Source organism: Streptoverticillium olivoreticuli subsp. olivoreticuli (assembly GCF_003391135.1).
Taxonomy (GTDB): Bacteria; Actinomycetota; Actinomycetes; order Streptomycetales; family Streptomycetaceae; genus Streptomyces; species Streptomyces blastmyceticus.
In genome coordinates this window covers 3667093-3691409 of record NZ_CP031455.1, presented here as the reverse complement: position 1 = coordinate 3691409, position 24317 = coordinate 3667093, and the positions used below count along the sequence as shown (strand labels likewise).

The window sequence follows — 24317 nt, the reverse complement described above, 5'->3', positions numbered from 1 at the left end:
ATTCAGCCGAGGCCATGGCGACCGGTGCAGGCGCCCCGGGCCGGCGAGCAGTTCTCGGCGTGGAAGGTGTTGGCGGTCGCGCCGCATGCCCGGCACGGCTGTGTGGTCGGGGTGAGGGCGCGGTGCGGCTGGAGGTCGCCCAGCCACAGGGTGCGAAGGGCCCGCTCGTACAGGTGGTTGTGCGTGACGCTGTGCAGGCTGAGCGTGCGGTGGATCAGTTCGCGGATGTAGACCGTGGACAGCTGGGCGCTGGCCCAGTGGAGGGCGAGCCCACGGTCCGGGTGGAGGTACGCCCATTTCGTGCGCATGCGCGTGGACATCTTCACCGGCAGGTCGGGGGCCGCTGTTTGCCGGGTGATGGACGGGGTGTGTGCGTCCAGCCACTCCTGGCCGGTACGCGCGTAGAAGGCGACGAGCTCTTCGCGGGCTGCCTCAACGCTGCGGGCCGTGGTGCTGCGCATGTGGAGCCACGGCCCTCTCCCGCTCCACCGGTGCTGCACGACGGCCCGGTCCTGCTCCGCGTCGGCGACTATGCGCAGCCGGTGTCCGTGGCCGAGGACAGTGAACCCGGTGCCGCCGATCAGCTCCTTGACGTGGCTGTCGGGGGCAGTCTCCTTGAAGTGTTTCAGCTGGCGGTAGATCCATTCCCGGCGTCGGTGTACGAGGCCGATGGCCTGCGCGTCGGAGGTGCCGTGGGGGCCGCGGACCACGACCTCTCCGGTGTGGCTGATGGTGATGCCGAAGGTGGCGCGGTTGGTGGTGCGCAGGGTGAAGGTGAAGCTGTTCGCGGCTATGCGGCGCTCTGTTGCAGGAGCGGTCATCTGGGATCCTTGAAGCAGGCATGGAGGGCGGGGCCGCTGGGAGCAGCGGCCCCGCCGGCTCAGGGGTGGTCAGTGCCGGGCGCAGACGAGGAGTCGCGGTTCCCCGTTGGTGGCGAGGTCGAGATCGGAGCGGGTCACCTCGCCGCACAGGACGCAGGGCAGGTGGAAGGTTCGTGGCATGCGCAGCGGCCGGACGTCTTCCGTCTCGCGTATGCACAAGGGCAGGTCGGAGCCGTCGACGCGGAGGAGCAGAAACCCGTTGAAGTGGCTGTCGGCTCGTGCGCTGAGCACGGTGAGTGGGGTCGGGTCCTCGGGGAAGGCGAAGGTGTCGCCCACCTGGAGCTTGCTGGCGGCTAGAGGGTCGGGCAGGGGGTTGGTGATGACGAAGGGCGTCGTTGCCGGTTCGCTGTGCTGCACGGTTTCTCCGGATGCGGTACGGCGTGGGTGAGGTGGTCGGGTTCGGAGGCCGTGAGGTCAGCTGTTGCTCGTGCTGGAGGAGCTGCGGCGTTCGATTTCGTCGAGGAGTTCGTCGATGACGGCATCGGCCCATTCCCAGTCGCGGAACTCCGAGGCGGCTGTGTTGCGGATCTCCGCGATCCGACGGGGCGTCATGCCTTCGGGGTGCTGCGGTGCGGGACGCTCGGACTCGGACGGGGAACTGGGCGACGGTGTGTCCTGGAGGGCCAGGTCGAGGAGAAGGGTGAGGTCGTCGCGGGCCACGGTGACGGTCGGCACGTCGCCGTCACCGTCGGCGTCGAGGCGGGCCTGGATCTGGGCGAGACGCTGGGCACGATGCTCGGATTCGAGCAGCCATCGGTCGTACTGGGCGCGGGTGGCGTACCAGTAGTTGCCGCCGTACGAGGTGCCGCTTCGGAGCTGCGGGTTGTAGCGGTGGCCGAGGATGCGGCGCCATTCGGTGCTGGGTAGCAGCACCAGCTCTCCGTCGGCGCGCATGGCGCTCAACGTCGCGTGGAACTCGCTGGAGTCCGGGGAGATGGGGATGTCGCGCACCGTCCGGTAGGTGGCCGGGTCCGCTCCAGCGGCCCAGTGGAGGCGCAGCAAGAGGTCGTACTGCCGAAGAGGGTGGTTGATGGCTTCGAGGATTTTCCGGATGGCGGTGCGGCTGTAGTCGATGGTCATGAGCGGGGCTTTCACCAGTTGGAGTGGGGCGGCGGATGGGTGCTGCCCCACGGCGGCAATGGGTCAGTTGGTACTGCGGGGGCAGATGCCGCGTATGTGGGCGGCGGCGTCGTCCGGGAGTTCGGTGAGGTCGCCGTAGTGGCGGTAGCCGGTGAAGACGACTGCGCCCATCACGTCGTGGAATTCGGTCGACAGATCTTCCAGCGCGATGCCGGCGTGGAAGTTGGGCAGAGAGCGGGCGCGGTTCTTGCCGCCGATGACAGCGAGGCAGCCCTTGGGGTGGTGGATGTAGGTGATGACTTCGGGGGCGTCGAGCAGGGAGCGGGCGAGGATTTTGGCCTGCTGTCCCGGGTAGCCGGTGATGTCAAGTTCGGTAAGGGTGCCGTCGACGGCGATGCGCAGGACGGTGGTTGCGGGCATGGCGAAGCTGGCCTTTCGGTAGAGAAGGGGGTGTGGTGACGTGGCGGCGACCGATCAGGTCATGCATCAGCCGGAGTTACAGCCGACATCGATGGGAAGTTCGTCCTGGGCTCGGGTGATGGCCTCGCACAGGGGGCGGGCCGTGCGGGTGAGGACGACTGCACGCCGCCGTGGCTGACGGCCCTCACGCTGCCGCCACCACCTGGTCGAAGAGGCGCTGGGCCTTGCGCACTGCGCCGATCACAGCGGCTCGGCCGAAGAGCTGGTCGCGGTGCTCGATGACGGCGCGTGCTTCAGCCATGGCCTCCTCGACGGCGTCAGGGCGGGTGAGGGTGTCGGCACAGGCGACAGTTACACGGGGGCCGAGACCCCAGATGATCGCGTTGACGGCCGTACAGGCGGCGGCGATCGGGTCGATGTCGACGCCCGACCAGCGCATGGATGCCGGGTCGCCGCCGCGTTCGCGCAGGCCTTGCGCGGCTGCGCGCAGGAGGCCGCCGCTGCCGCACGCCGGGTCGTGGATGTGGTCTCCCGGCTTCGGGTCCTTCGTGATGAAGCCGGCTTCTGCCATGACGACGTGGCCGATCATCTCGCCCACGTGCCAGGGGGTGTGGTACTCGCCCAGCCCCTTCTGCGCGCCGGCAGAGCGGGTGAGAGCCATGACGGGTGACAGCACGTCGGTCGCGGCGCGGAAGTAGGGGTCGCCGTGGCCGGTCAGGTCGAAGATCCCGTTCCGTAGCGCAGCCTGGGTGACGACACGGGTGACGTACAAGCGGTGCTTGTCGTGCTCGTCGTCGTTGACCCATTCGTGGAGGATGCGGGCGCGGTCGATGAGGTCGGGCCGCTGTATCCAGTGACCGGCCCATATCTCGCGGTACATCTTGATCAGTTGGTCGTCGTCCTGGTTGAGGATCTGCCGGGCGAGGTCCGGGCCCTTGGGGTCTTTGGGGCGGATGAGGGCGAGGGCGGCGACGATGCCGATGGGTACCTCGATAGCGGTGCCGCCGTGCTGTGTGTGCCAGGCGGAGGAGACGGCCTCGGCGAGGCGCAGAGCCGTCTCGTGGGGGTTCTTCGGCAGGCGGGGGCGCAGCGCGCGGACCGAAGCGGTGGGTGTGGGCGCGGCAGCGGGCTTGGCGGCCGGGGCCGGGGGCGCGGCGGCGGGCTTGCGGTTGGCGAACGTGGCGGGGATCTTCGCCGCCTTGGGGCGGGGCGGCTCGTCGGGGGTGTCGATGCTGGCGAACAGATCGAGCTGAGTCATTCTCGCATCACTCTCCGTGGTGGGTGGTGGGCATGCTTCGCCCCGCCCCGTGGGCCGCGGGACAGGTAGGGGATCAGGCGCGGATGGGGCTGCCTGTGTGAGGTCTTGGTCCGCCGTGTTGCGGCGGCCGGGGCTGGCGCGGGGGTAGGGGCGCAGTCGACTGCTGCGCCCCTACCCCCGTACCCGCATGATCACGGGCCAGGTGTGGCCGGTGGGTATGACGGGCTAGAAGCCCATACCGAGGGCGTCGGCGGTCTGCCCGTCGAGGGGCGCGCCGTCGGGGCCGTCCAGGGTGAACCAGACTGCGCCGTCAATCTGGTTGACCGCGACGATGTCGAAGGTGTGGATCTCGGTGGGGCCGACGCGGAGGGCTGCCTTCAGTCTGCGGCCGGTGATGCGGACGGTCAGGGGCTGGCTGGCGGTGTCGGTGGCGTCAGTCATGGCGGGTGCTCTTTTCGATCAGGGTTTGCAGGTGAGGGGCTCCCCTCTCCGTTACCAATATTCTAGTACCTTTATGGGGGGTGTCAACTCTGCGTAATCGTCAACACCCCCCGTGGTCATAAGCCTTGGGTCGTTGCGAACGTCGGCGGCCTCGGCCGAGGATTAAGTCCGGCGGCGCCTCTCGCCGTACCCGAAGAGCGCCCTGGGGCGCGGACTCACTCCAGCTGAGGCGCCCGGAAGACCGCGTGGCTGGAGCCGACGTCGAGCGCCGTCCAGCCGGCGGACCCCAGGGCCACCTGGTAGCGGTGCAGCAGGTCAGAGATGTGGTTCCGGCGCACCTGGGACTCGTCGAACGTGCAGTCGTCGATCAGTCCCCGCCCGTCGGCGAAGGCGGCCTCGACCAGGACCTGGTCCTCTTCCTTGCCCGCGGACACCTTGAACCCCATGCGGTGATCGACCGGCTCCCACAAGCCCCGGTGCAGCAGCTCCGCGCGGGCCTGGACCACCACCCCCGGTACGCCTTCCTGGCCGGGCGGAACGGCTATCCACGCGCCACGGTTGTCCGGGCCGTCGGTCATGACCGACCAGCCGGCGGCCGTGAGCACCCCCGGTATCAGGGCGTGCTGCTCGGCCATGGCCAGCCCGATGAAGTCGATGTCGATGCTGCCCCACCGGTGCGTCGACTCCCCGCCGACCGCGAAGCCGTGCTGCTCCACCGCGTACATGTCCGGCCCCAGTTGCACACCCCACTGTGCAGGGGTGAGCCCGGCATCAAGGAGCGCGCGCAGCGCGGCACGAGTGATCGGTCCGAGGCTGCCCTGGCGGGGGAAGTAGCCCACCGTCGGGCTGGGGGACTTCGGGGCCCACTCGATCCTGCGCGGCGCCCAGGCCGGGCCGCCTCGGTAGATCACGAGCGGGCCGCACTTCTCCACGGGCTGGCCGTGGGCAAGGACCGTCGCCACCTCCAGCAGGGCATCGCGTCGGGGCCACACCCGCAAAGGGGGCTCAGGCTCGTTGTAGTTGGACCACTCGGACTGGACGAAGTGCTGGCCGTCGCCGAGGAGTAGAGCAGCCATGGGCAGCTGCTTGCGAACACGCAGCGTCGCGACTTCGGTGGCCACGCGCAGCGCGGCATCCTCGGGCTTGGGCGTGTTTGGGGGAAGTGATGTCATCGAAGGTTCTCCAAGGAGAGGGGCGGCCGTCTTCTGGCCGGCGGGGTTACAGGACTGCGGCGATCCGCTGGGCGAGCCAGCTGCCGACGGCCGGGGGCACGGCGTTCCCGACGAGGCGGGTCTGTTCGGTCGCGTTGCCCTGGAGGTAGTGGCTGTCCGGGAAGGTCTGGGCGCGGGCCCGCTCCCGCACGCTGAGCATGCGCACCCGGCAGTCGCCGAGCGAGTCCCCGGGGATCACCAGCATGTGGTGGGTGCCCGCGGCCGTGACAGTGCCGATCGGCTGATCCAGGGACTGGGCGACGCAGTGGTTGCGCAGGATCGCGATGAACGGCTCGCCGCCGAAACGGGCCCGGCCGAGGTCGACCTTGCGGACGGTCTCCGGGGCGTACGGGCGGAACGTTTTGCCAGGCTTGCCCGCGCTGATCCTGCGGGCCGGAAGGCTCCAGTCGATGCTGTCCCGGATCGGGCGGAGGACCGGCTTGACCTCACGGTGCCCGCAACGTCGGTTCGGGCACACGTAGATGTACGAGGTGCCATAGGTACCGACGCGGCGTCGACTTTGCGTCTCCCACCGCTGGACGCCGCGCACGGGGCCGCAGTGCGAGCAGGTGGACAGCGGGCGGGGGCGAAGGTCCGGGGCCGGGAGGCCCTTGCGGACGAAGGCGAACAGCAGGCGGTTGCGGTGCTGCGGGGCCTGGCCGAGGTCTCCGGCGTCCAGGTGTGCGGCGTCGGCGGAGGCGAGGAACGGCATGTACGTGAGGTCGCCGAACCCCCTAACCCAAGCGTCGAACAGCAGCCATCGGGTACGGAAGCCTGGTACGTTCTCGCCAGCGATCACGTCGTATGGGTGGCCGGCGACCATTGCGACCTCGGCGGCGCGCAGGAGGTCCCAGGCTGTGGCCCGGGTACGGGACCAGGCTGCGGGCGTCGACTTCTCGTCCTCCTCCGGGTCCTCGTCAGTCTCACTGTCGTCGACGGCATCGTCCAAGGACAACTGGGACTTCGGGGTCGCACGCCCGCCACTGGGACTACTTTCGGTACATATCGGCGAGCCCACGAGCACTCGGGCGCGAGGCAGGCGCCGCATGTCCAGACCGTTGATGTTCTCCAGGCGGGTCCGGATACCGGGGAAGTTCGCCTTTGCCGTCGCGATGGCTGGCGGGGCGTGGTTGGCGGCGAACCGAGGCCCGAAGCCCGCGTTGGCGAAGCCGACCATGTCGCCGCATCCGCCGCTGAACAGGTGGTTGGAAGGGATCAGAGTGTCTGTCGCGGTGGTCATCGGAGGCTTTCGTCTGAAACAAGAACGGGGCGGAGGCGGGTGTGCTGCAGGGCGCGCTGGTCGGCGGGCATGAGGCAGATGCGGCACATCAGGCGAGAGGCCGAGGGCGGCTCGGCCTTCCACTGCACGGCGCGCCCGCACAGGGCCCATGCGGACATGACGTGCTCGGGCTCGCGGTGTTCGGTCCATAGGGAGTCGGGTTTGCCGGGCCACCGGGAGTGCCGCCAGTCCTCGGCGAGGATGTGCACGATGGGCCCGGAGTACTCGGAGCGCCCGTATCCGAACGGTGCGTCGGGGGCGGCCGGGGAGTCCTCCGGCCGCTCGTCGGGGTGAGGGGAGGTGCGCATCGTTCCGGTCAGCCGTTATCGATCCACAGCACGCCGTACGGCGTGAACCGCCACTCGCTCATCGCCGCCTTCGCGATGTCGGCGAACACGTCGTTCCAGCAGACGACGCCGTCGGACGTGTAGAGGCGCAGGTCCAGGCCGACCGGGGAGCCGTCAAGGTCTGTGAGGATCTCTTCGCGGGTGCGGCCGTGGCCGATGACGCGGGCGCGGTAGGACTGGTGGACGTCTCGGAGCTCGCTGCGCCAGGCGTCGTCGCGCGGTGTGTCCCCGAGGTCCAGGAGATGCCGGGTGTACTGGTCGCGTATGGCGCCGCATTCGTTGAGCGCGACCCAGGCGGTGGCCCGCTCGCGGCAGTACACGTCCCTCTCGTACCGGACGCTCAGGCAGCGCACCGCTTCCCGGGGCAGCGAGGAGAGCTCCGGCGTGCTGCTGCTGAGCAGCATGCGTGCCCGCAGTTCAGCGTCGGACCAGCGGAAGGTCACGAGGGACAGGGGGAACGAGTACGTCCAGATGCGGTTGCCGTACTGGAGGGTGACGCGCCAGTGGGAGTCGAGCACGGAGTGGATGGAGTCGAACACGAGGTGGGGCCTTCCGGTGGCGCCCCGCCGCCGAGACGGCGGGGCGAGAGGATGCTTCAGGGGCGCGCGGTTTCGATTTCGCTGGCCTCCCAGCGGGAGAAGAGGCGCGGGTTGGCGTGGCGCAGCGCGCTGATGTAGAGGGCGGCGCGGGCAGCGGCGTCGGCTCGTTCCCGGCTCGTGTACGGGACCTCGACGCGCTGGCCGTTGACGAGGCGCGGGCTCGTGGAGTCGTTCGCGGCGACCTTCAAGAACCACACGAGGTTGATGTAGAGGTGGCCGGCGGACTGCTGGCCGATCGGGTCGGCCTCCATGTGCTCGATGCGGTCGGAGTCGGCGTAGTAGTCGGCCAGGGGCTCGGCGGCGTCGTCGGGCATCGAGACCCACACGCGCTGGCCGTGGCGCTCGTGCGGTTCGACCTTCTCGACGCGCTGGCCCAGAGCCAGGGCTGTGCCGTGGGTAGTCGACCTGTACAGGGCGCTGACGCGGTCGAGCGGCTTGTACGAGGGCATGGTGAAGCTCCGTTCGGTGAAAGGGATAAGGGAGGGGGCCGTGGCCGGGCCGGGGCGGCGTGGGGCGGGGCCCGGCCCGGCGGTGACCGGACCGGGCCGGGCCCCGGAGGGGGCGGCTAGTTCGCGCCGCCCATGTTCCAGTGGATGCCGCGCCGTTCGTCGGCCTCGGCCTTCCGCATCGACTTCATGCGGGTGTCGCGCTCTTCGGGCGACTCCTGCCAGACCTTGGCGTCCGCGATGTTGACGTGCTTGAAGGCGCGCGCCGTGATCTCGGCTGCGGCTTCCGCGCCCTGCGCCTGCTCGCCGTTGTTGAGGAACGTCGTCTGCGAGTGACGGCCGTCCTTTTCGTACCAACAGCGCGGGTCACAGGTGCAGTCGTAGCTGTAACTGATCTTCCAGCGGCGGCGGTTGAGATCCTGGTCGCGATTCATCAGGAGGTCCTTTCTTCGGTGAGGGCTTTCCCTCAACTCATAACAATATTCTAGTACCTTTCAGGGGGGCGTCAACTCCGTCATCGCAGGTCAGAAGGGTGTTTCGGTCAATCCCGAAGTGACGCGGACCGCCGACTGTAGGCGCGCCGAACCGCGGCTCCCTGCCCGCGCCGACCGCACGGAGGCGCGGCCCTCGTCAGCGGAGACACCCCTGCTGACCCGCGGCCTGGGCGCGGATGATCGCTGCGATGTCACCTGGAAGCTCGCCCCAGGCGTCGCCCCGGCAGAGCAGGCCGACGAAAATGGCACCGCCGTAGACCCGGTGGGTGGGGCTGCCCCCGAGTGCGGCCAACGCTCGCGTGGCGACCGGGTTGAACGACAGAAGCCCCGTATTCCTCCCGGGCACACAGAAGGCCCGGTCGCCGGCAGGCATAGGGGAGCGGACCATCGTGCCTGTGATCTTGTAGAAGAGCCGCTGCTGGCCAACGTAGGTGTGCGGCATGGGTAGATCCTCCACGGCGCCATCCACCGAGACAAGCAGGCCAGCCCTGCGGCGGACGCGCAGCGGCGCCTGCGTGGCGAGCTTCGGGCTCGCGGACCTCGCCGGTGTAGCCGGGGAGAGACGGTCGGATGTGTACCAGCCGCCGAACACCTTCTGCAACGTCCGGTTCTTGCTGGCCAGGCGGTACCAGATGCCGCTGCGCGGCACTCTGTCGATCGCGTTAATCCGGAACCGCGCGGGTATGCCGTCGCCGTCGGCAACGGGCTGGCCGTTGGCCTGCTGCAAGTAGACGCGACTGCCGAGGGGGTACTTCGGTGAACCCATGGGTCCTCCCTGTGTGTTGGAGTGAATGTTGTTCGTGTGGCGCCCGAAGGTGGCGGGCCGCGCGGTGTTCTCGGGGTGCCCGCAGGGTCAGGCCGCCGCGGCAAGGGAAAGGCTTTCGTCAGGACGGCCGCCGGCATCGCGGTCGGCTTCGAGGATCCGTGCGGCCTGCGCCAGGACGCGGGCTTCGCGGCGGCGGCCGAGGTGCCCGAGGGCGCACGCCTCGAACATCAGCAGCCAGTGGCACCTCGGGACCCTGTCGATGAACTCCTCGAAGGACCGGTTCTGCTGGGCGTGGGGGCGGTGGCGCCACGCGCGGTGGACGATGTGCAGGACAGAGGCGGCGGTCTGCCGGATCTGCTGCGGGGTGAGGTCGAGGTCGTCGACGATGTCGGTTACCTCCGGGATTGACAGGTGGCGGGTGGGCACGGGGGTCCTCATGCTGAGAGGCGGCTTCCCGGCCCGCCCCGATGGGGCGGACCACGGGCGCGGTGGTTAGTGGATGGTGACGCGCTGGCGGCCGGTGGTCAGCACGCGGGGGCGGCGCGGTTGGCGGCGCTTGTGCTGTCCGTGGCCGGGGCGGCGGCAGCCCTCCAGGCACAGCTTGGCCGCCATGTCGACGGCGATTTCTTCCAAGTCCCGGAAATCCTGGGGGCCGAGGTGGCGTTGCCACATCTCCATTGCCTGTACGTCGTTCCCGTCCTTGCCGTGGCGGACGGCGTATGCGCGCCAGATGATCTGCTCGACCTCGCCGTGCATGAGGATTGCATGTTCGGCGATGCGCTCGGGGATTTCATACGCCATTGCCATCCAAGAGATGTCGCCTTCAGTCATTTTGCAGATCATGGGGGATCTCCTTTGCGCTTTCGGTGGGAGGTGCGCTGCCGTCACTGGGGGCGGGGATGGTGTACTTTGCCGCCCCCTGCGGGGTGTTCAGCTCTTTTGCTGCTCTTGCGTCCTTCATTCGCTGACGGAAGGCGGCCTTATGCTTCTCCAGGGTCTGGAGGGTCATGGGATTGAGTTCGTGTACCTCCGTAGTTGCTCCCCCGTTTGCGGCGACTTTCCGTCGCCAGTCGGCAATGTGCTCGCACGGGGTTCCGGCGGGGAACTGGTTCACCGCAAAAAAGCCGCCATCCCGGAGCCAGTGAAGGAAACTGGTCGACTGTTTGGTGATCTGCTCGTCCATTGATGCCTCCGTGGTGCTGTGATTTTGGGTGGCGGTATGAGCTGGCACCCCACCCCTCATGGCAATATTTTAGTACCTTTTGGGTGGGGGGTCAAAGCGTTCCAGCAGGTCAGGTGGTCGTTAAGAGTCAGGCGGCGGCGAGTTGATCCGCGCGCTCAGGCCGCTTTCGGATGTTCGCGCGCCCCGCCTGCCGCGAACTCGCGCGCATCTGTGAGTCCCGGCACTTTCCGCACAGCGGCTCGCTCAATTCCTCATGCCGGCGGCGACCCGTCACCTCTCCGCAAACTCCGGCCAGCGACGGAAGCTTGGGCACATCAGGGGCCGAATCGGCTTTCGCGACCAGTCTGCCGTTGATCCACAAGCGCCCTGCGCACACGCCATCAAAATTCTCCCTCGGCCGCACGCGCTCGAAGCATTCCTTCACGTAGGGGCAGGCGTCCGCGCACTTCTGCATCAGCGGTGCGCAGGAGTCCAGAAGCTTTTCCTTCGAGCCTCGCAAAAGGGATTCGTCAGGCACATAGTCGGCGATACCGGCACACGGGGCGTTGTCGGTCCACAAGGCGGATGCGGTCGAGGTGATCACGATGCTGGCTTTCTCAGTTCAGGCGGTTAAAAGAGCGAGGGATGCGGGATGGCGGCGGGGACGATCGCGTCGCGGGCGCATGCGGCGGCGAGCTGAAGTTCGCTGACCCTCCTGGACCACGGGCGGCAGAAGACCTCCGACCACACCTCCGGTGTGCGGAACGGCGCGAACGACGGAACGTACGCGCGGCTGTGCTCCCGCACGGCCGTGGCGGTCGCGCAAAGTCGCGCGTAGCGCACAGGTGTCGCACGGTCGGCCAGGTAGACGGATACCTCGCCCCATGACACTTCGAGGGTGCGCGGCCGCGGGGCGGCGCTGACCTCGTACCTGAAGCCGCCCGGGGTCGGTGTCCACCGGGCGGCGGCCCCCGCGTCCGGCTCGTCGGCCAGCCTCCGGAAGGACAACAGGCCGTCGTGCTGAGCGAACAGCTCCGCGCCCCAGCTCGCGAGCGCCTTCACGCCTTCGCGGTCAAGTGCATCGAGCAGGGCGGCAGGGTCGTCAAAGAGGCCGCGCACCGCCATCATGAAGTCGTCGTCCCTCACAGTGCCGCCGCCTCGCACTCTTCGCACCAGTCGCGGCAGAGCACCGTGGCCCCGGCCTCCTGGCCCAGGCCGCACGTGCGGCAGTTGGCCCACCCGCGGGCCGTGAGGGCGACCTGGAGGCTGCTGCAGCCCGTGCAGCGCACGCCGTGCGCGAGGGTCGATGCCGGGTCCGGAGCGCCGGACGGGAGCTTCGGGCGGCTCTCGGCGAGGAGCGCCGACGCCCCGTTGCTGCCCGCGAGCTCGCGGAGGCGAACCCCTGGTTCTGCCGACCGGCGGGGACAGGTCTTGAGATGGGTGACGGCGGCGGCGACCACCGCCTCGAACCCCTCTCCGGCTCCGGTGTCGTGGCCGGCTGCCGCGCCGTCGTGCACGATGCAGCGCCACGGTGTCCCCGGCTCGTCTTCCGCCGTGTGGGCGAGGTGCCACCCGGCCAGCTTGTCGCGGTCCCACGGCAGGGCATCCTCACTCGCGACCGTCAGGAGCGAGCCGTCCGGCGTGAACGCGCAGACCGCGAGGCCACCGCGCGTCTCGACGTAGGCGGGGAACCCGGCCTCCTCGAGGGCGTCGATCACGTCTCCGTAGACCTCGACGGCCTGGTGTTCGTCCGGCCCGTACTCGGCGCGGATCGCGGCAACAGCATCAGCGGCATTCAGTGTCACATCAACCTCTTTTATAGACAGTTACATATTTAAGTCAAGTTGAGGCGGTGCTTGCCGGAGGCGTATCCCGCAAGGGTGGTGGCACTCCGGGTGTGCAGAGGTGTGGCTTTGGAGGGGGCACCCCCTCCCCCTGTGGCAATATTTTAGTCTCTTGTGTGAGGTTGGGCAAATCGAGCCAGGTAAGACGTGTACATATTTACTGCCGGGGCGGCGAAGGTGCTTTGCCGTTGCCGCCCCTAGGTACTTCCAGCCGCTGCTGTTTCACCAGCGCCCTCATGCGCACCCACGTCTCCCGCGTGCTCTCCGACATGGCCCCGTCGCGTTGCACCTCGGCCAGGAGCCGCGCATCCGCCTCCTGCTCCCGGGCCCTGCGCCGCTCCTTCTCCGCCTGCTTGTCCTGCCAGGCCCGCGCCCGCGGGCTCGTCCCGCATGCACGACAGGACCGGCCTGGGCTATCCCGATGCGTGCGGCACGTGCCGACTTCAGCAGCAGAGACGCCAGCATCGGCAGGCGGTTCGCCCCCCTCACCGTTCGACGGCTTCGGCTCGGGATCGGCGGAAGCGGGCTCCCCTGCTGCGTCAGCAGCGGGGGTAGGGGGGATCTTGGTCTGGGTCTTAGTAATCACGCCTGATCCACCGACGACCGGTTCGCCGACGCCTGGTTCACCGACGCCTGATATTCCGTCTTCGGTGACCTCGTTCTCCTTTTCCTCTTCTATCTGACGGGCCGCCTTGCGGGCGAGCCGACGAGTCTCCTTCTCGCGGTACTCCTCGGCCACCCATTCCTGAGCCGTATCGAAAACCTCGGTGTAACAGCGCAATGTGCCATCTCCCCGCCGGTCGTCCACCACCCGGTAGTAGCCGGTGACCTTCAGCTCCTGGACGGCCTTCCGGACGGCATCCCGACCTTCCTTCCCCGCGCGGGCGATGGCGTCGGTGCGGGCCTCCCAGTCGTCCGGCTTAGCGATGAGGAAGGCCAAGATCCCCCGCGCCCGGAAGGACAAGCGGGAGTCCTCCAGCGTCGCGGTCGGCAGGACAGCGAAGCCAGAGGAAAGCTGGCGGCGCAGAATGGTCACGGGGGTGTGTCTCCAAGGGCAGTGCGCGGAACAGGGAGATGACCCCGCATGGTCTATGCGGGGTCGAGAAGTTGGGGGCGTCAGGCGACCTTGGGTGCGCGCGTGACGCTGATGGTGCGCGGGGTCTTCTGGCCCGCGGCATTGCGCAGCGGAACGGCGACTCCGGCCAGCCGAGCCGTCTGCACCATCGCGTCCACGTTCGGGACCATGGGCACCGGCAAGTCGGCGTTCTCGAACTTGTCGATGAGCGCCTGGACGTCGGTCTCCTCGACCGCGTTGCCGCCCTTCCAGGCGAGCATGTTCGCCCCGTACACGCCCTCCTGTGAGGCGGCGAGCATCGCGCGCAGTACCCCCTGCCGCTTCTTTGCCGCACTGGCCCGCTCCCGGGCGTTCACGTACTCCTCAAGGGCGGTTTCGCGGTCCTTGTCGTCGTGCACGAGGATCGTCTGCACGGGCACGCCGGGGGCGGCCCCGGCCCAGCACTTCGAGACCCACGGGCAGTAGTCGCACAGCGTCTTCGTCTCCAGCCCCGGCCCGTCGTGGTCACGGGTGAGCTCTTCCGGGGAGTCGGCCTCCATGACCCGGTCCACCCACCAGCGGGCCTCGTCCGCCAGCCACGGGTCGAAGTCGATCTCGTCGACGTGCTCTTCGCCGGTGTCCCGGCATATGAACCGAAACCGGATGCGCTTCACGTCGATGGGGCCGATGCGGTGCAGGTACCTCTGCCCGGCGATGTCGGCGAACCCCACAGTCCTCAGCAGATCCGCGTACAGCAGGACTTGGCGCATCTCGGCGTCCGTCGGCCCGTAGCGCAGCACCCGGTCCCACACGCGCATCGACTTCGTCTTCACGTCCTCGACGGTCAAGACCTGGGCAGGTTCCACGGGCCGGTGCCGCTTCGGCAGCCGGGCGGCGGTCGCCTCGTCGAGCTGCACGACGTCGATGTGGCCGCGGATCTGGCCGTCGCGCACCGCGCGCTCGACCAGCCAGCCGAACTCGGTGCGCGCGGACTCCAGCAGCCCGGCGTGGATGTAGGTGCCGAGGATCGCGGCCCGGGTGTCGGGGGTATCGGTGCGCGGCACCTGGTGGACGACGTAGCCGGCACGGCGCTGGCACACGGTGTCGGAGGCGCCCAGCTGGGTCTGGCGCGAGCGGGGCCGCCGCTCGTCGACGGCCGTGGCGGCAGTCCAGATCGATCCGGGGGCGCCCGGGGTAAGAGTTGTTGCGGTCACGGAAAGAGCTCCAAGAGGTACCGCCGGGCCCGCCCGCGCAGACGGGCCCGGCGAAGGTGCAGTGGGTCAGGTGCCGGACATCCAGTTCGGGTCGTCGTCGAACGGGTCCGATTCGCTCGCCTGCTCCTGCTCCTGCTCCTGCCGCGCGGCCGCAGCGGCCCGGAGCTTGGCCGCCTCGCTCGACGGGTCCACGATGGGGTCGCCCATCTTGGGCGGGTTCTGCAGTTCGGCCGCCGCGCGCTCGATCGCCGAGCGGATCACGTTGATCTCGTCCCGGGACAGGTTCTTTGCGGCCCCGACCTTCGGCCACAGCTTCTTCAGGCCCTCGACGCCGCCCTTCTCGGCGGTCTCCTCGACCTTCCGGAGCCACGGCTGGGTGAGGTCGCCGGCCAGCTCGGGTGCCTGGCGGGGCTGCGTGTGAGGGGTGCAGCCCAGCCGGTCGAACACCAGGTGCTCGATGGAGAAGTTCGCCATGGGCAGCGACTTGCCCTCGCGCGGAAGCTGGAAGTGCAACGACCGGGCGCCGATGACGTGGGCGCGGTTGTCGCCGCGCAGCATCCGCACCCACACGGTCGCGTCGAATGCGAGGTGCTTGTGACCCTCGACGCGCCAGGTCTTCGTCTTCGGGATGGGGTCACCGTTGCCGTCCACAGCGTTCACTTCCTTGCCGCGGGCCAGCAACAGCACGATCGCGGGCATGGTGCGCACCAGGTACATGACCCGGTTCCATCGCTCGCCCGCGTCGTTCCACAGGAGCATGCCGGGCTTGACCTCGGCGTCCGGGTCGGCGCGCAGCGCATTCTGCCCCGACTTGCTGCGGCGTCCGCGTTCCTGCGTCCAGTTCACGAGCATCCGCCACAGCAGCGACACGGAGTCGATGACCAGCACGACCGGCGGCTCCTCGGCGGCAGCGGCCCGCTTGGCCTCGGCGTGCACGGCCTCCAGCTGCCCGAGGATTTCGCGGTAGGTCCCGTCGTGCTCGATGATCACGTAGTTCGCGCCGGGGACGTTCACGTACTCGTCGGCGGTGTCCTCGCCGAGCTCCAGCCAATACGCCTGGCCGGTCTTCTCGCAGCCGGTGAATGCTGCGGCGACGTACGACTTGCCCGCCTTCTCTTCTCCTTCGAGGAGGATCTTCGGCCAGGGGATGATCCCTGTTGGTTTGCGGGTGCGCAGCTTCGGCGTGGTCGTCTGACTCACAACACTCTCCAAGAGGTATCGATAGACGGGTACCTATTTCAAGGCCGATGTAGGCGCCTGGTCTCGAACACGGCCACCCATTCCGGGTGGCGTTCGAGCAGGAGGCGTACGTAGCGCGAGCGGAAGTCGTTGTTGAGCCGCCATGGCTCCCGTCCCGCTGTCGCGCGCCCGTACTGCCAACGCAGCACCTCGAAGAGCATCCCGATTCCCACGCGCCTGCTGCCGTGGTGGATGCAGTCGGCCGTCAGGGCCTCCAGCTGGTCACATATCCACGGGTTGAGCTCGTGGAACGCCTCGAATCGCTCCTGGATGCTGACCTCGCTCCCCACGGGGTCGGGGTGGCGCAGTGGCGTGATGGGCAGCTCAAGCTGCAACGGGTCCATCATCGTCTCCCCTCCTCAAGAAACAGGTACATATTTTTACCTATGAGGGCGAGCGGCCGTCGACCGCCCTTCTCGTAGCAATATTCTAGTATCTATATTGGTGGGGTCAAGTCAGCTCCCGACAGGGCCTCAGTCGGTCTTCGCCACGTTCCTGCCGCGCGCCAGAACCGCCGAACCCGGCCCGTCGTACGTACCCGACCGCAGAGCCTCGGCCACGTCCTCGCGCATCGACCACACCCCCGTACGCGACGCGGCGGCTGCCGTCGGGGCATACGCGAGAACCGTGTCCACGAACCAGAGCGGCGAGCCGGACACGTAGTAGTCCGGCTTCGCCACCAAAGGCGAATTCGCCTTCACGTACCCCGCGACCCGAGAGTGCACGGTGCCGTACAGCTCCGCGTACTCGTGCGTGCCCATCAACGCCGGCAGCTCGGCCTTCGTCTCCGGCGTCCAGGTTGCGCCCTGCTCCTCCACCAGCTCGGCCAGCGCCGCCTTGTTCAGCTGCCGGCCGTTCGAACCCTCCGGCAGAGCGAAGCCCACGGCCACGCCACCGGGGAACACGTACTTCCCAGAGACGACGACGGCATCGTCATACGAGAGCAGACCCCGCGGGACCCACCTCGCGTTCAACGCGTTCTCCGCCACGTCGTACAGCCGCGCGAACTCCTGCCGCCCCGCCAACAGGGGCTTCTTCCTCTCCACCGATACTCCTAGCCGTCTCAAAGAGGTACCAGAATATAGACCTCCGGCTGAGAGATCCGGTTAGGCCAAATCGCCACCGGATGGCTATGCGCGTAGCAGTCCTTCGCTTCGATGCCTCGGCAGCGGGAACGCCCAGCCTGGGTGGGAGGTCGCCGGGGGCAACCGTGGACAGGGGCACGGCGCAGGTCAGCGCCTTGCGACTGTTACGCTGAAAACACCTTCCAAGAGGTACGTCAAGGCCCCCACGCGCATGGGGGCCTTTGCTGTAGCTACTCCGGCTCTCCGCTGATCCGTGCCGACCGGGCGACGCTGGCATCGACCGGCAGCTGAGCAGGGCTCAGCCCAAGTACCGGCGGGGATCGTGCGGGCGGTGCGGCATTGCTCCCCCTACGTCTGCGCCGGGCCGGGCAGGCACAACTGGCCGGAGCCGATGAGACAGACGCCGCCTCCGACACTGATCGAATGGATCTCATCATGGTCGGCTGCGGCCACGGCGTACAGGGTGGAGGGCCTGCCGACGGCCTCGCCCTGGCTGAGGATGATCTCGGTACCGGACGGGACGAGTTGGTGACGCACGAGGTGCGCGGCGAGCGGCCCGGCCGCCGAGCCGCACGCGGGATCCTCGGGAACGCGGTCGTAGGGGGAGAACATGCGGGTGACGGCCGTGGCGGTGCCGGTGAGGGCGAAGACATTGATACGGCTGCGGCCCGCGACGTGGCCGAGTGCCGGGAAGCTCGGCACGATCGCCCGTACCGCCTCCGGGGTATCGGCCATCACGTACAGGTGCGGGATGCCAGCGTCGTACCGAGTGACGGGCAGCACGCTGCGTGCGAGGCCGAGGACGCCGAGCAGCTGGTCGGCCTGCGTGGTGGGGACTGGGGAGATGCGGGGTATGGGCTGGTCCATCCACGCGGTGAACCGCGCCGGGCTGTGGCGGCGGGTGGTGACGGGGACGGTGCCGACGTTGGTCTCGATGCGCAGCGTGGTCTCGTCTTCGCCGCGGTGCTGGGCCAGGACGGCGGCCGTGCCCAGGAGGGGGTGGCCGGCGAAGTCGACCTCGGTGACCGTGGACCACAGCCGTACGCGGGCGTCGCCTCCCTCGCGGGCAGGGGAGAGGAAGGTGGTTTCGGAGAGGTTCATTTCCGAGGCGATGGCCTGCATCAGCTGGTCGCTGGGCAGGGTGCCGTCGTCGGCGACGACGGCCAGCTGGTTGCCCGCAAGGGGCTGGTCGGTGAAGACGTCGGCGAGGTCGTAGCGCATAAACACTCCGTCCGTTCGGGGCGGTGACTGCTGGGCGGTGCGGAGGCCGCGGGCAGCTGGCGTGGGCCAAAGTGCGGTCTGCGTGGCACGGCACCAGTGGGTGAAGCGTGATCCGCTGCGCGCAAACGATCAGACGGGAGTTCCCTTCATGGTCGGCGGCGGGCGGTGATGAGGGTGCAGGTGACCGGGTCGTCCTTGCCGGGGGCAGGGAGAACGGTGATGTCCGCCACGAGGAACCCGGCGTCGACGAGCAGGTCCTCCCACAGAGCGGGGGTGAGGACCCACATCCGTACGGTCAGCTCGCCGTATCTGGCCAGGCTCAGGATCTCGGTGCGAGGGGCGACCGTGGTGATTGGCCCGGTCCCCGCGGAATTGGTGTGCAGGACCGAGAAGACCAGCCGTCCTCCGGGACGGATGAGGGGGGTGAGGGCCGGGAGGAGTCGGTGCGGGTCGATGTAACTGAAGGAGTGCATCGCGTATACGACGTCGTACGGCTCTTCCTCTTGCTGGAGGTGGTCGAGGATGTCGGCCAGGACGAACCGCACGCCCGGTTCGCCGTGCTCGCCGTAGCGGTCCAGCGCCCGCTGGTACTGGGTGGGCGAACTGTCCACCGCGTCGACGACCACACCGTACGCGCGGGCGAGGTGCACGGAGTAGCGGCCGCTGCCGATGTCGAGGACCCGGCAGTCGGCGAGGTCGCCGAGGACCTCGTCGCCGGGCCCGTCGCCCCAGAATCCCCAGTCCATCCGCTCGGGTTGGGGCGGGTTCGTTCCGCGGTCGAGGTGGAAACGCCCGTAGTCAGTCCACACCGTGGCGGCCGTGTCGTCCATCAGTATCTCTTCTCGATAGTGGCGTCGCCCCAGGCCCGCAGGGCGTAGCAGCGCAGGCTGCCCAGGTCCGTGGAGCGAGCCGTGGCCCACAGACTGGTCAGCAACTCCTCCTCCACGCTGGTGATTCCGGTCGATGCCCGGTCGGGAGGAAGATGTTCGGCCATGGGCGTGACCACCCAGAAGACACCACCGAAGGTCAGGAGGCTGCGGACCCGGGACAGGAAGGCCGGTTTGTCCTTGATGAACGCGAAGACGAGCCGCGCGGTGATCAGGGCATAGGCCTGCTGGGGCAAGGGCGGCGGCTGCGCGGCCTCGATGTCCGCGCAGCAGTACATGACAGGTCCGGCGGCCGGTTCGGCGAGGGCGGGGGCGGCGGGGGTGCAGTCCAGGCCGGTGGCCTGGTAGCCGAGGCCGACGAGGTGGCGGGTCAGCGCGCCGTCGCCGCATCCGATGTCGAGCGCGAGGCGTCCTCGGCCGGGGCCCACGTGCTGGTCGAGGAGCGTCGTCTCGGGCTCGGTGAGCGGGCTGTACCTGCGGCCCGATGCCCACAGTTCCTCCCAGTAGGTGGCCGGGTTCTCGATGGTCACGCCGGTTCTCCTTCGGGGTGAGGCGGTCGCGGCGCAGGCGGGGCGCCTGGGACGTGGTGCATGGTGCGGATCGAGGAGGCGAGGAGCACGAGGAACGGGAGGGCGAGGGCGGTTGTGCCGAGGGCGAGGGCGTTCCACAGTCCGAGCCATGTTCCGGTGGCCCCGGCGAGGAGGGCTGCGAGGGGGCGGGTGCCGTAGGTGATCCATTGGCCGGTGGCGAGCATGCGGCCCTGCATGCCGGGCTCGCATACGGCTTGGCGGATGCTGCGCTGGGTGGAGCCCTGGGCGGTGGCGCACGCCATCTGGATGAACATTCCTGTGGCGATGGCGGCCTGGCCGGTGCGGCCGGGCGAGGCGAGCAGGAGTGGCAGTTCGGTGAAGGGGGTGATGGCCAGGGCGGTGAGCATGACCCGGGCTGGCCCATACCGGTCCACGAGCGGGCGGACGGCGAGCGCGCCGACGACCCCGCCGAGAGCCATCACGCTGAGCAGGGTGCCCAGGACGGTTGCGGTGCCGTGCAGTTCGCGCAGCAGGTACACATCCCACAAGGTGGTGAGGAAGGCGAAGACCCCCGTGTAGGCGGTGCCGGTCATCAGTAGCGGCCGGATCGTCGGGTGCCCCACCACGTACTTCACGCCGTCCGCGATCTCGCGGCGCAGCGAGCTCTTCTGTGCGGAGCGGTCGGGTACGGGTTCGGGGGTGCGGATGCTGCCGAGGAGGAGCGCGCAGGCCAGGTAGGAGGCGACGTCGAAGCAGACGGCGCGGGCGGGCCCGAGGGCGGCGACGACCGCGCCGCCGAGCTGGGCCCCGGCGCTGTCGGCGAGGGAGGAGACGGCGCCGACCTTCGCGTTCGCCTCCAGCAGCCGCTCGCCGGGCAGCAGGGACGGCAGGTAGCTGATGCGCGGGGTGGACCCGATGAGACCGGCGGCCGAGGTCACCAGCGCCACCGCGTACAGCAGCCCCAGCGACAGGCGGCCGGTAGCGTCCGCGAGCGGGACGGCGGCGAACGCGGCGCCGCAGACGAGTACCGCGCCGATCATCATGGGGCGTTTGCGGTGCCGGTCGGCGAGCGCCCCGGCGGGAAGAGCCACCAGCAAGGGCGGCAGCCGCTCGGCGAACGACAGCAGCGACACCTCCCACACGGTGGCGTGCAGGGAGACCACGGCGATCAGCGGCAGAGCGACCGCGGTGACACCGCTGCCCGTAATGTCGACCGCGCACGCGGACCAATAGCGCACGAAGTCCCCGTGCCGCCACAGGCTCCTTCCCGCCGGGGCGCCGCTCACCGCGCGTCGCTCCTGTCCGCCGAGTCGGCCGGCTGGCGCTGGCCGGGCAGCGCGGTGTCGTCGTACTGGGCGCGCTGCATCTCGTACAGCTCGCGGAAGACGCCTGCGGTCGGTTTGTGCAGCAGCTCCTCGAAGGTGCCGGACTCGCGCAGCTCGCCGTCCTCCAGAACATGAATGAGGTCGGCATAGCGGACGGAGGCGAGACGGTGGGTGATCAGCACGACGGTCTGCCCACCGTCGGCGAGCTTGCGGATCTGCTCGAAGACTTCCAGCTCCGCCTTCGCATCGAGGGCGGAGGTGGGTTCGTCGACGATGAGGATCGGCGCCGAGCGGTACCGGGCGCGGGCAATCCCGAGACGCTGCCACTGGCCGCCGGAGATCTGGTGCCCGCCCCGGTAGCCCTTGTTCAACAGCGTGTCCCAGCCGCGGGGCAGCTCCTCGACGACCGTGTCCGCTCCCGAATGCGCGGCGGCCTGCTCCAGCGCCTGCTGGTCCGTAGGGCGGTCGGGGCGGCCGATGGCCACGTTCATACGGGCGGTGAACGGCCAGCGGTGGAAGTCCTGGCTGACCATCGCGAACTGCGCGAACACCTGCGCCCGGTCGAGTTCGCCGGCCGCGACGCCGTCCCACAGGATGCGCCCGCTGTCCGGCTGGTAGAGCCCGGCCAGCAGCTTGGAGATGGTGGTCTTGCCCGAGCCGTTCTCGCCCACGAACGCGATGATCTTCCCGGTCGGGATGTCCAGGCTCACCCCTGTCAGCGCCGGCCGCTCCGCCTCCGGCGCGTCCTCCGGTGCCGTCCTTGGCTCCGACTCCTGCTTCGGCTCGTCGTCGTTGTCGGCAGGGTAGGTGAAGGTGACGTTCTCGAAGCGGATCACCTCCAGTCTCTTCGGGACGGGCCGGCCGCCTTCGGGGATCTCCCACTGCTTCGCGTCGACGAAGAGCCGCTCCAGGTCCTGGACGTAGCAGGCTTCCTCGTAGAGGTTGTTGACCTGCAGGACGAGGGTGGACAGGCTCTGCCCGCCGCTGCGGACGGCCAGGACGGCGGTGCCCGCGACGGACAGGGCCATCACGCCGGTGACGAGCAGCCCGGCGAGCGCCGCGTAGGTCAGGAGAGCGGCGAGGCCGGTGAGCGCGGAGGCGATCAGCCGGACCCGCGCCGAGTCCGTCGCGAGACGGGCCTGCTCGATCTCGGAGGCCTGTGACATCTGCCGGAAGTGCTCCAGCAGGAAGGGGCCGACGCCGTGGACGCGGATCTCCGGTGCGGGGTCGGTGCGCGTCAGGTTCTGGCTCAGCAGCCGTCCGGCCCGTGAGTGCTCCATCCACCGCAGGTAGGAGGCGTATTTCGCGCGGCTGTTCTGCAGGGATGCCCAGGAGCGGGGCACGGTCATCAGCACCAGCAGCGGCAGCAAGGTGGGGTGTAGGACGGTGAGGACCCCGGCGGCGGCGACGAAGGAGACCAGGCTTCCGATGACCCCGGTGCAGGCGCTGACCATGCGCCGGGACGCTTGGGCGCCGTACTGTGCCGAGTCCATCAGCCGCTGGAAGGCCGCGTCTTCGACTGCTGCCAGCTCCACCTTGATCACGTGCGACAAGTACATCTCGGTGGCGACCCGCTCCACCTTCGGCCCCAGTCGGCCGGAGCCCGATGTGGACGCCGCGTTGGCCAGGGCCCCGACGATGCCGGTGGCGGCCGCGCCGATCATCGCGGGGACCGCGGACTGGACCCGGTGCCCGATCTCGCCGGTGGCGAGCACCGCGGCCAGGACGGCGTTGATGGCGATCAGGCTGATGGCCTGGCTGATCCCGCGGGCCAGCTCCCCGATGCCGACCGTCCACAGAGCGCGGCGATCAGCACGCCATGCCAGCTTCGCGGTGAAGGCGACGAGGCGCGGGAGGCGCAGGGCCATCGCCCACAGCGACATCTCGAAGTAGGCGTTGCGGTAGTCGGCCCACTTCGCCGAGTAGACCAGCGGCCCGCCGAACAGCAACTGTTCCGACGGCGACCCCTCGGCCCTCTCGCCCGGTGCCGTGGTGGCCCGCTGCCGTTTCCTCGTCGTCTTCACGCCGTCCCTCCCGTCGGCCAGCCGTGTTCGGACAGCAGGGCGCCGCCGCAGAACTGCTTCAGGATGGCGGCGGTGTACGGCACGCAGTCCGCCGGTGGCCGCGCGGGATCCGCCCACACCAACTGCGAACACTTCTCCGGCTCGCGAATGGACGGTGTGCCCGTCCAGTGCTGCGCGGTGAACACCATCCCCATGCGGCCCTCCCCCTCGGGGCTGCGGTGGTGGATGACGTGCCAGAACTCCAGATCCGCAGGCGCGATCGTGACGCCGACCTCCTCGGCGACCTCGCGCAGCGCCCCCTGAGTGACGGGCTCGCCCTCCTCCAGGTGCCCGCCGGGCGGGCACAGTAGCCCGGAGGCGTACACCTTGCCCGCCCGGCGGAGCAGCAGGACCCTCCCGTCATCGCGGACCATCAGCACCATCACGTCGACCACGAGCCGGTAGCGCGGCAGCTGCGTCACGCCCGCCTCCCCGTGACCGTCCCAGCTCGGTGTCGGCCGGGCCTTGCCTGACTGTGTTCGATTCGCAAACGCACCCCTGTGGCATTTGTGAACCGATTCTGGTGGTGATGCACTACGCCTCCTCGTTGACGAGCGGGTCGGACGAGTGATCGGAAAACGGCCCCCGGATGGGTGCGGTCACGGCTCCTCGGGGGCGTTTCATCGCGCGGAAGTTCGAAGAGCCGTCAATGGGCCTGTCGTTGCTGGGCAGGGCGCTCGGGGGCGGTTGTGCGATTCATCCGACCGTGGCCCATCACCCGATCGAGAGCTTGCGTTGCTGCCGGAAACGATCATCTGGCAGCCCGCCCTCCGTCGATTCCGGCCGGACTGCCACCCGGGTTTGCAGACGGGCAGGAGATCTTCGTGCCGTCGTTGTCCGGGCCCGGCCGGCTGGTCCCGTCGGGAGAGTCCTCCGGGACGGCCGGGCAGTTCTGGCGCGTGTAGATCCCGAGTTCCCAGGCGCGCCGGACGCAATGAACCGCATGGTGCGCGGCGAGCTTGGCGAGCAGTCGCTTGTTGGCGGCTGTCAGATGGCGGGTCCGGCAGTTGCGGGACCAGACCAGCTGGATCAAGGTGATGCCGGTGGCGTGAGCGTCGAGCACGGCGCGTTCCTCGCCATCGAGGACCGGGGGCTGTTCTGCCTCCGTGCCCTGTGGCAGCGGCAGGGGATATCCCGGGTTCCGGTAGGCGGCGTGCAGCAGAGCGGGTGTGCGTCCGCCCGACTCCAGTTTCTGGTCGGCGTGGTCCAGAGCGTTGTTCACGGCGTGCAGCGGTCCGCCCAAGAGCGTGGCAGCCCCGCGGTGGGTGTGCCCGAGGGAGACCAGTGTGAGCGCGGCGCGCTGGATGGGCGTGAGCACCGGGGCGGTGCGCAGCGCCTCCAGCTCGGCGTCGGCCACCTGGCCGTGCAGGGGTGCGAAGACGTCGTCGGCAGCCTCGGTGCCGTGGCCGGTGTGAGGTGAAACGGTGTGCGTGGACACGAAGGGGGCTCTCTTGTTCGTGGAGCTGCGGGG

Annotated in this window: 31 protein-coding genes; all 31 read right to left on the bottom strand. The window is 69.1% G+C overall.

What is annotated here, in order from left to right; genetic code table 11:
• Positions 1 to 2: 2 nt before the first annotated feature.
• Complete coding sequence (locus tag DXZ73_RS16015) at positions 3 to 821, bottom strand: YgjP-like metallopeptidase domain-containing protein (RefSeq protein ID WP_116211678.1); 819 nt, start codon at positions 819 to 821, stop codon at positions 3 to 5.
• 69 nt (positions 822 to 890) lie between these two features.
• The gene (locus tag DXZ73_RS16010) at positions 891 to 1238 is read right to left on the bottom strand and encodes a hypothetical protein (protein WP_116211677.1); all 348 of its coding nucleotides are present in this window, start codon (positions 1236 to 1238) and stop codon (positions 891 to 893) included.
• Positions 1239 to 1295: 57 nt separating this feature from the next.
• Positions 1296 to 1961: a hypothetical protein gene (locus DXZ73_RS16005; protein ID WP_116211676.1), complete on the bottom strand. Its 666-nt coding sequence runs from the start codon at positions 1959 to 1961 to the stop codon at positions 1296 to 1298.
• 63 nt (positions 1962 to 2024) lie between these two features.
• Positions 2025 to 2381, bottom strand: a complete 357-nt coding sequence (locus tag DXZ73_RS16000; RefSeq protein ID WP_116211675.1) for a hypothetical protein — start codon at positions 2379 to 2381, stop codon at positions 2025 to 2027.
• A gap of 184 nt (positions 2382 to 2565) precedes the next feature.
• Positions 2566 to 3639, bottom strand: a complete 1074-nt coding sequence (locus DXZ73_RS15995) for an N-6 DNA methylase (RefSeq protein WP_116211674.1) — start codon at positions 3637 to 3639, stop codon at positions 2566 to 2568.
• Positions 3640 to 3864: 225 nt separating this feature from the next.
• Positions 3865 to 4080 carry a hypothetical protein gene (locus DXZ73_RS15990; RefSeq protein WP_116211673.1) on the bottom strand — a complete coding sequence of 72 codons (216 nt, stop codon included), beginning with the start codon at positions 4078 to 4080 and terminating at the stop codon, positions 3865 to 3867.
• A gap of 215 nt (positions 4081 to 4295) precedes the next feature.
• Complete coding sequence (locus DXZ73_RS15985) at positions 4296 to 5156, bottom strand: hypothetical protein (protein ID WP_162890217.1); 861 nt, start codon at positions 5154 to 5156, stop codon at positions 4296 to 4298.
• Positions 5157 to 5298: 142 nt separating this feature from the next.
• Entirely contained in the window at positions 5299 to 6531 is a 1233-nt protein-coding gene (locus DXZ73_RS15980) for a DNA cytosine methyltransferase (RefSeq protein ID WP_162890216.1), read from the bottom strand.
• The gene (locus DXZ73_RS38165) at positions 6528 to 6878 is read right to left on the bottom strand and encodes a hypothetical protein (protein WP_162890215.1); all 351 of its coding nucleotides are present in this window, start codon (positions 6876 to 6878) and stop codon (positions 6528 to 6530) included. Before DXZ73_RS38165 ends, DXZ73_RS15980 begins: the two co-directional genes overlap by 4 nt.
• An 8-nt stretch (positions 6879 to 6886) precedes the next feature.
• Positions 6887 to 7456, bottom strand: coding sequence for a hypothetical protein (locus DXZ73_RS15975; RefSeq protein ID WP_116211670.1), 570 nt, complete (start codon positions 7454 to 7456; stop codon positions 6887 to 6889).
• 56 nt (positions 7457 to 7512) lie between these two features.
• Positions 7513 to 7965 (bottom strand): hypothetical protein, encoded by a 453-nt coding sequence (locus DXZ73_RS15970; RefSeq protein ID WP_116211669.1) that lies wholly within the window; start codon positions 7963 to 7965, stop codon positions 7513 to 7515.
• A 116-nt stretch (positions 7966 to 8081) separates the two neighbouring features.
• Entirely contained in the window at positions 8082 to 8396 is a 315-nt protein-coding gene (locus DXZ73_RS15965; RefSeq protein WP_116211668.1) for a hypothetical protein, read from the bottom strand.
• Between the two features lie 196 nt (positions 8397 to 8592).
• On the bottom strand, positions 8593 to 9222 hold the full coding sequence (locus DXZ73_RS15960) for a hypothetical protein (protein WP_116211667.1): 630 nt from the start codon (positions 9220 to 9222) through the stop codon (positions 8593 to 8595).
• Positions 9223 to 9309: 87 nt separating this feature from the next.
• Positions 9310 to 9660: a hypothetical protein gene (locus tag DXZ73_RS15955; protein WP_162890214.1), complete on the bottom strand. Its 351-nt coding sequence runs from the start codon at positions 9658 to 9660 to the stop codon at positions 9310 to 9312.
• 54 nt (positions 9661 to 9714) lie between these two features.
• The gene (locus DXZ73_RS15950; RefSeq protein ID WP_116211665.1) at positions 9715 to 10065 is read right to left on the bottom strand and encodes a hypothetical protein; all 351 of its coding nucleotides are present in this window, start codon (positions 10063 to 10065) and stop codon (positions 9715 to 9717) included.
• Complete coding sequence (locus DXZ73_RS38160) at positions 10046 to 10405, bottom strand: hypothetical protein (RefSeq protein WP_162890213.1); 360 nt, start codon at positions 10403 to 10405, stop codon at positions 10046 to 10048. The genes DXZ73_RS15950 and DXZ73_RS38160 overlap by 20 nt, the downstream gene beginning before the upstream one ends.
• A gap of 127 nt (positions 10406 to 10532) precedes the next feature.
• Positions 10533 to 10988 carry a hypothetical protein gene (locus DXZ73_RS38155; protein ID WP_162890212.1) on the bottom strand — a complete coding sequence of 152 codons (456 nt, stop codon included), beginning with the start codon at positions 10986 to 10988 and terminating at the stop codon, positions 10533 to 10535.
• A gap of 26 nt (positions 10989 to 11014) precedes the next feature.
• A complete protein-coding gene (locus DXZ73_RS15945) occupies positions 11015 to 11530 on the bottom strand; it encodes a hypothetical protein (protein ID WP_116211664.1) in 516 nt (171 codons plus the stop codon).
• A complete protein-coding gene (locus tag DXZ73_RS15940) occupies positions 11527 to 12189 on the bottom strand; it encodes a hypothetical protein (RefSeq protein WP_116211663.1) in 663 nt (220 codons plus the stop codon). The genes DXZ73_RS15945 and DXZ73_RS15940 overlap by 4 nt, the downstream gene beginning before the upstream one ends.
• A gap of 196 nt (positions 12190 to 12385) precedes the next feature.
• Positions 12386 to 13264, bottom strand: coding sequence for a hypothetical protein (locus DXZ73_RS15935; RefSeq protein ID WP_116211662.1), 879 nt, complete (start codon positions 13262 to 13264; stop codon positions 12386 to 12388).
• Between the two features lie 80 nt (positions 13265 to 13344).
• Entirely contained in the window at positions 13345 to 14496 is a 1152-nt protein-coding gene (locus DXZ73_RS15930; protein ID WP_116211661.1) for a hypothetical protein, read from the bottom strand.
• Positions 14497 to 14562: 66 nt separating this feature from the next.
• Complete coding sequence (locus tag DXZ73_RS15925) at positions 14563 to 15696, bottom strand: AAA family ATPase (RefSeq protein ID WP_116211660.1); 1134 nt, start codon at positions 15694 to 15696, stop codon at positions 14563 to 14565.
• A gap of 38 nt (positions 15697 to 15734) precedes the next feature.
• Positions 15735 to 16082, bottom strand: coding sequence for a hypothetical protein (locus DXZ73_RS15920; RefSeq protein WP_116211659.1), 348 nt, complete (start codon positions 16080 to 16082; stop codon positions 15735 to 15737).
• A gap of 126 nt (positions 16083 to 16208) precedes the next feature.
• Positions 16209 to 16781, bottom strand: a complete 573-nt coding sequence (locus tag DXZ73_RS15915) for a hypothetical protein (RefSeq protein WP_116211658.1) — start codon at positions 16779 to 16781, stop codon at positions 16209 to 16211.
• A 387-nt stretch (positions 16782 to 17168) separates the two neighbouring features.
• Complete coding sequence (locus tag DXZ73_RS15910) at positions 17169 to 18041, bottom strand: PhzF family phenazine biosynthesis protein (RefSeq protein ID WP_116211657.1); 873 nt, start codon at positions 18039 to 18041, stop codon at positions 17169 to 17171.
• A 146-nt stretch (positions 18042 to 18187) separates the two neighbouring features.
• The gene (locus DXZ73_RS15905) at positions 18188 to 18871 is read right to left on the bottom strand and encodes a class I SAM-dependent methyltransferase (protein WP_116211656.1); all 684 of its coding nucleotides are present in this window, start codon (positions 18869 to 18871) and stop codon (positions 18188 to 18190) included.
• Positions 18871 to 19458, bottom strand: a complete 588-nt coding sequence (locus DXZ73_RS15900) for a class I SAM-dependent methyltransferase (RefSeq protein ID WP_240351366.1) — start codon at positions 19456 to 19458, stop codon at positions 18871 to 18873. The genes DXZ73_RS15905 and DXZ73_RS15900 overlap by 1 nt, the downstream gene beginning before the upstream one ends.
• Positions 19455 to 20744, bottom strand: a complete 1290-nt coding sequence (locus tag DXZ73_RS39475) for an MFS transporter (RefSeq protein ID WP_116211654.1) — start codon at positions 20742 to 20744, stop codon at positions 19455 to 19457. The genes DXZ73_RS15900 and DXZ73_RS39475 overlap by 4 nt, the downstream gene beginning before the upstream one ends.
• Complete coding sequence (locus DXZ73_RS15890) at positions 20741 to 22807, bottom strand: ABC transporter ATP-binding protein (protein WP_240351365.1); 2067 nt, start codon at positions 22805 to 22807, stop codon at positions 20741 to 20743. The genes DXZ73_RS39475 and DXZ73_RS15890 overlap by 4 nt, the downstream gene beginning before the upstream one ends.
• Positions 22804 to 23268, bottom strand: coding sequence for an NUDIX hydrolase (locus tag DXZ73_RS15885; RefSeq protein ID WP_205519173.1), 465 nt, complete (start codon positions 23266 to 23268; stop codon positions 22804 to 22806). The genes DXZ73_RS15890 and DXZ73_RS15885 overlap by 4 nt, the downstream gene beginning before the upstream one ends.
• A gap of 329 nt (positions 23269 to 23597) precedes the next feature.
• On the bottom strand, positions 23598 to 24284 hold the full coding sequence (locus DXZ73_RS15880) for a hypothetical protein (RefSeq protein WP_116211653.1): 687 nt from the start codon (positions 24282 to 24284) through the stop codon (positions 23598 to 23600).
• Positions 24285 to 24317: the final 33 nt, after the last annotated feature.

Bases quoted from the DNA above. Each gene is read 5' to 3' on its own strand.
- DXZ73_RS15970 (WP_116211669.1), bottom strand. From the start codon at position 7,965: ATGCCCTCGTACAAGCCGCTCGACCGCGTCAGCGCCCTGTACAGGTCG.
- DXZ73_RS38165 (WP_162890215.1), bottom strand. From the start codon at position 6,878: ATGCGCACCTCCCCTCACCCCGACGAGCGGCCGGAGGACTCCCCGGCC.
- DXZ73_RS15965 (WP_116211668.1), bottom strand. From the start codon at position 8,396: ATGAATCGCGACCAGGATCTCAACCGCCGCCGCTGGAAGATCAGTTAC.
- DXZ73_RS15980 (WP_162890216.1), bottom strand. From the start codon at position 6,531: ATGACCACCGCGACAGACACTCTGATCCCTTCCAACCACCTGTTCAGC.
- DXZ73_RS15960 (WP_116211667.1), bottom strand. From the start codon at position 9,222: ATGGGTTCACCGAAGTACCCCCTCGGCAGTCGCGTCTACTTGCAGCAG.
- DXZ73_RS16015 (WP_116211678.1), bottom strand. From the start codon at position 821: ATGACCGCTCCTGCAACAGAGCGCCGCATAGCCGCGAACAGCTTCACC.
- DXZ73_RS15990 (WP_116211673.1), bottom strand. From the start codon at position 4,080: ATGACTGACGCCACCGACACCGCCAGCCAGCCCCTGACCGTCCGCATC.
- DXZ73_RS15985 (WP_162890217.1), bottom strand. From the start codon at position 5,156: ATGGCTGCTCTACTCCTCGGCGACGGCCAGCACTTCGTCCAGTCCGAG.
- DXZ73_RS16000 (WP_116211675.1), bottom strand. From the start codon at position 2,381: ATGCCCGCAACCACCGTCCTGCGCATCGCCGTCGACGGCACCCTTACC.
- DXZ73_RS15955 (WP_162890214.1), bottom strand. From the start codon at position 9,660: ATGAGGACCCCCGTGCCCACCCGCCACCTGTCAATCCCGGAGGTAACC.
- DXZ73_RS15950 (WP_116211665.1), bottom strand. From the start codon at position 10,065: ATGATCTGCAAAATGACTGAAGGCGACATCTCTTGGATGGCAATGGCG.
- DXZ73_RS16005 (WP_116211676.1), bottom strand. From the start codon at position 1,961: ATGACCATCGACTACAGCCGCACCGCCATCCGGAAAATCCTCGAAGCC.
- DXZ73_RS15905 (WP_116211656.1), bottom strand. From the start codon at position 18,871: ATGGACGACACGGCCGCCACGGTGTGGACTGACTACGGGCGTTTCCAC.
- DXZ73_RS15920 (WP_116211659.1), bottom strand. From the start codon at position 16,082: ATGATGGACCCGTTGCAGCTTGAGCTGCCCATCACGCCACTGCGCCAC.
- DXZ73_RS15910 (WP_116211657.1), bottom strand. From the start codon at position 18,041: ATGCGCTACGACCTCGCCGACGTCTTCACCGACCAGCCCCTTGCGGGC.
- DXZ73_RS15995 (WP_116211674.1), bottom strand. From the start codon at position 3,639: ATGACTCAGCTCGATCTGTTCGCCAGCATCGACACCCCCGACGAGCCG.
- DXZ73_RS38160 (WP_162890213.1), bottom strand. From the start codon at position 10,405: ATGGACGAGCAGATCACCAAACAGTCGACCAGTTTCCTTCACTGGCTC.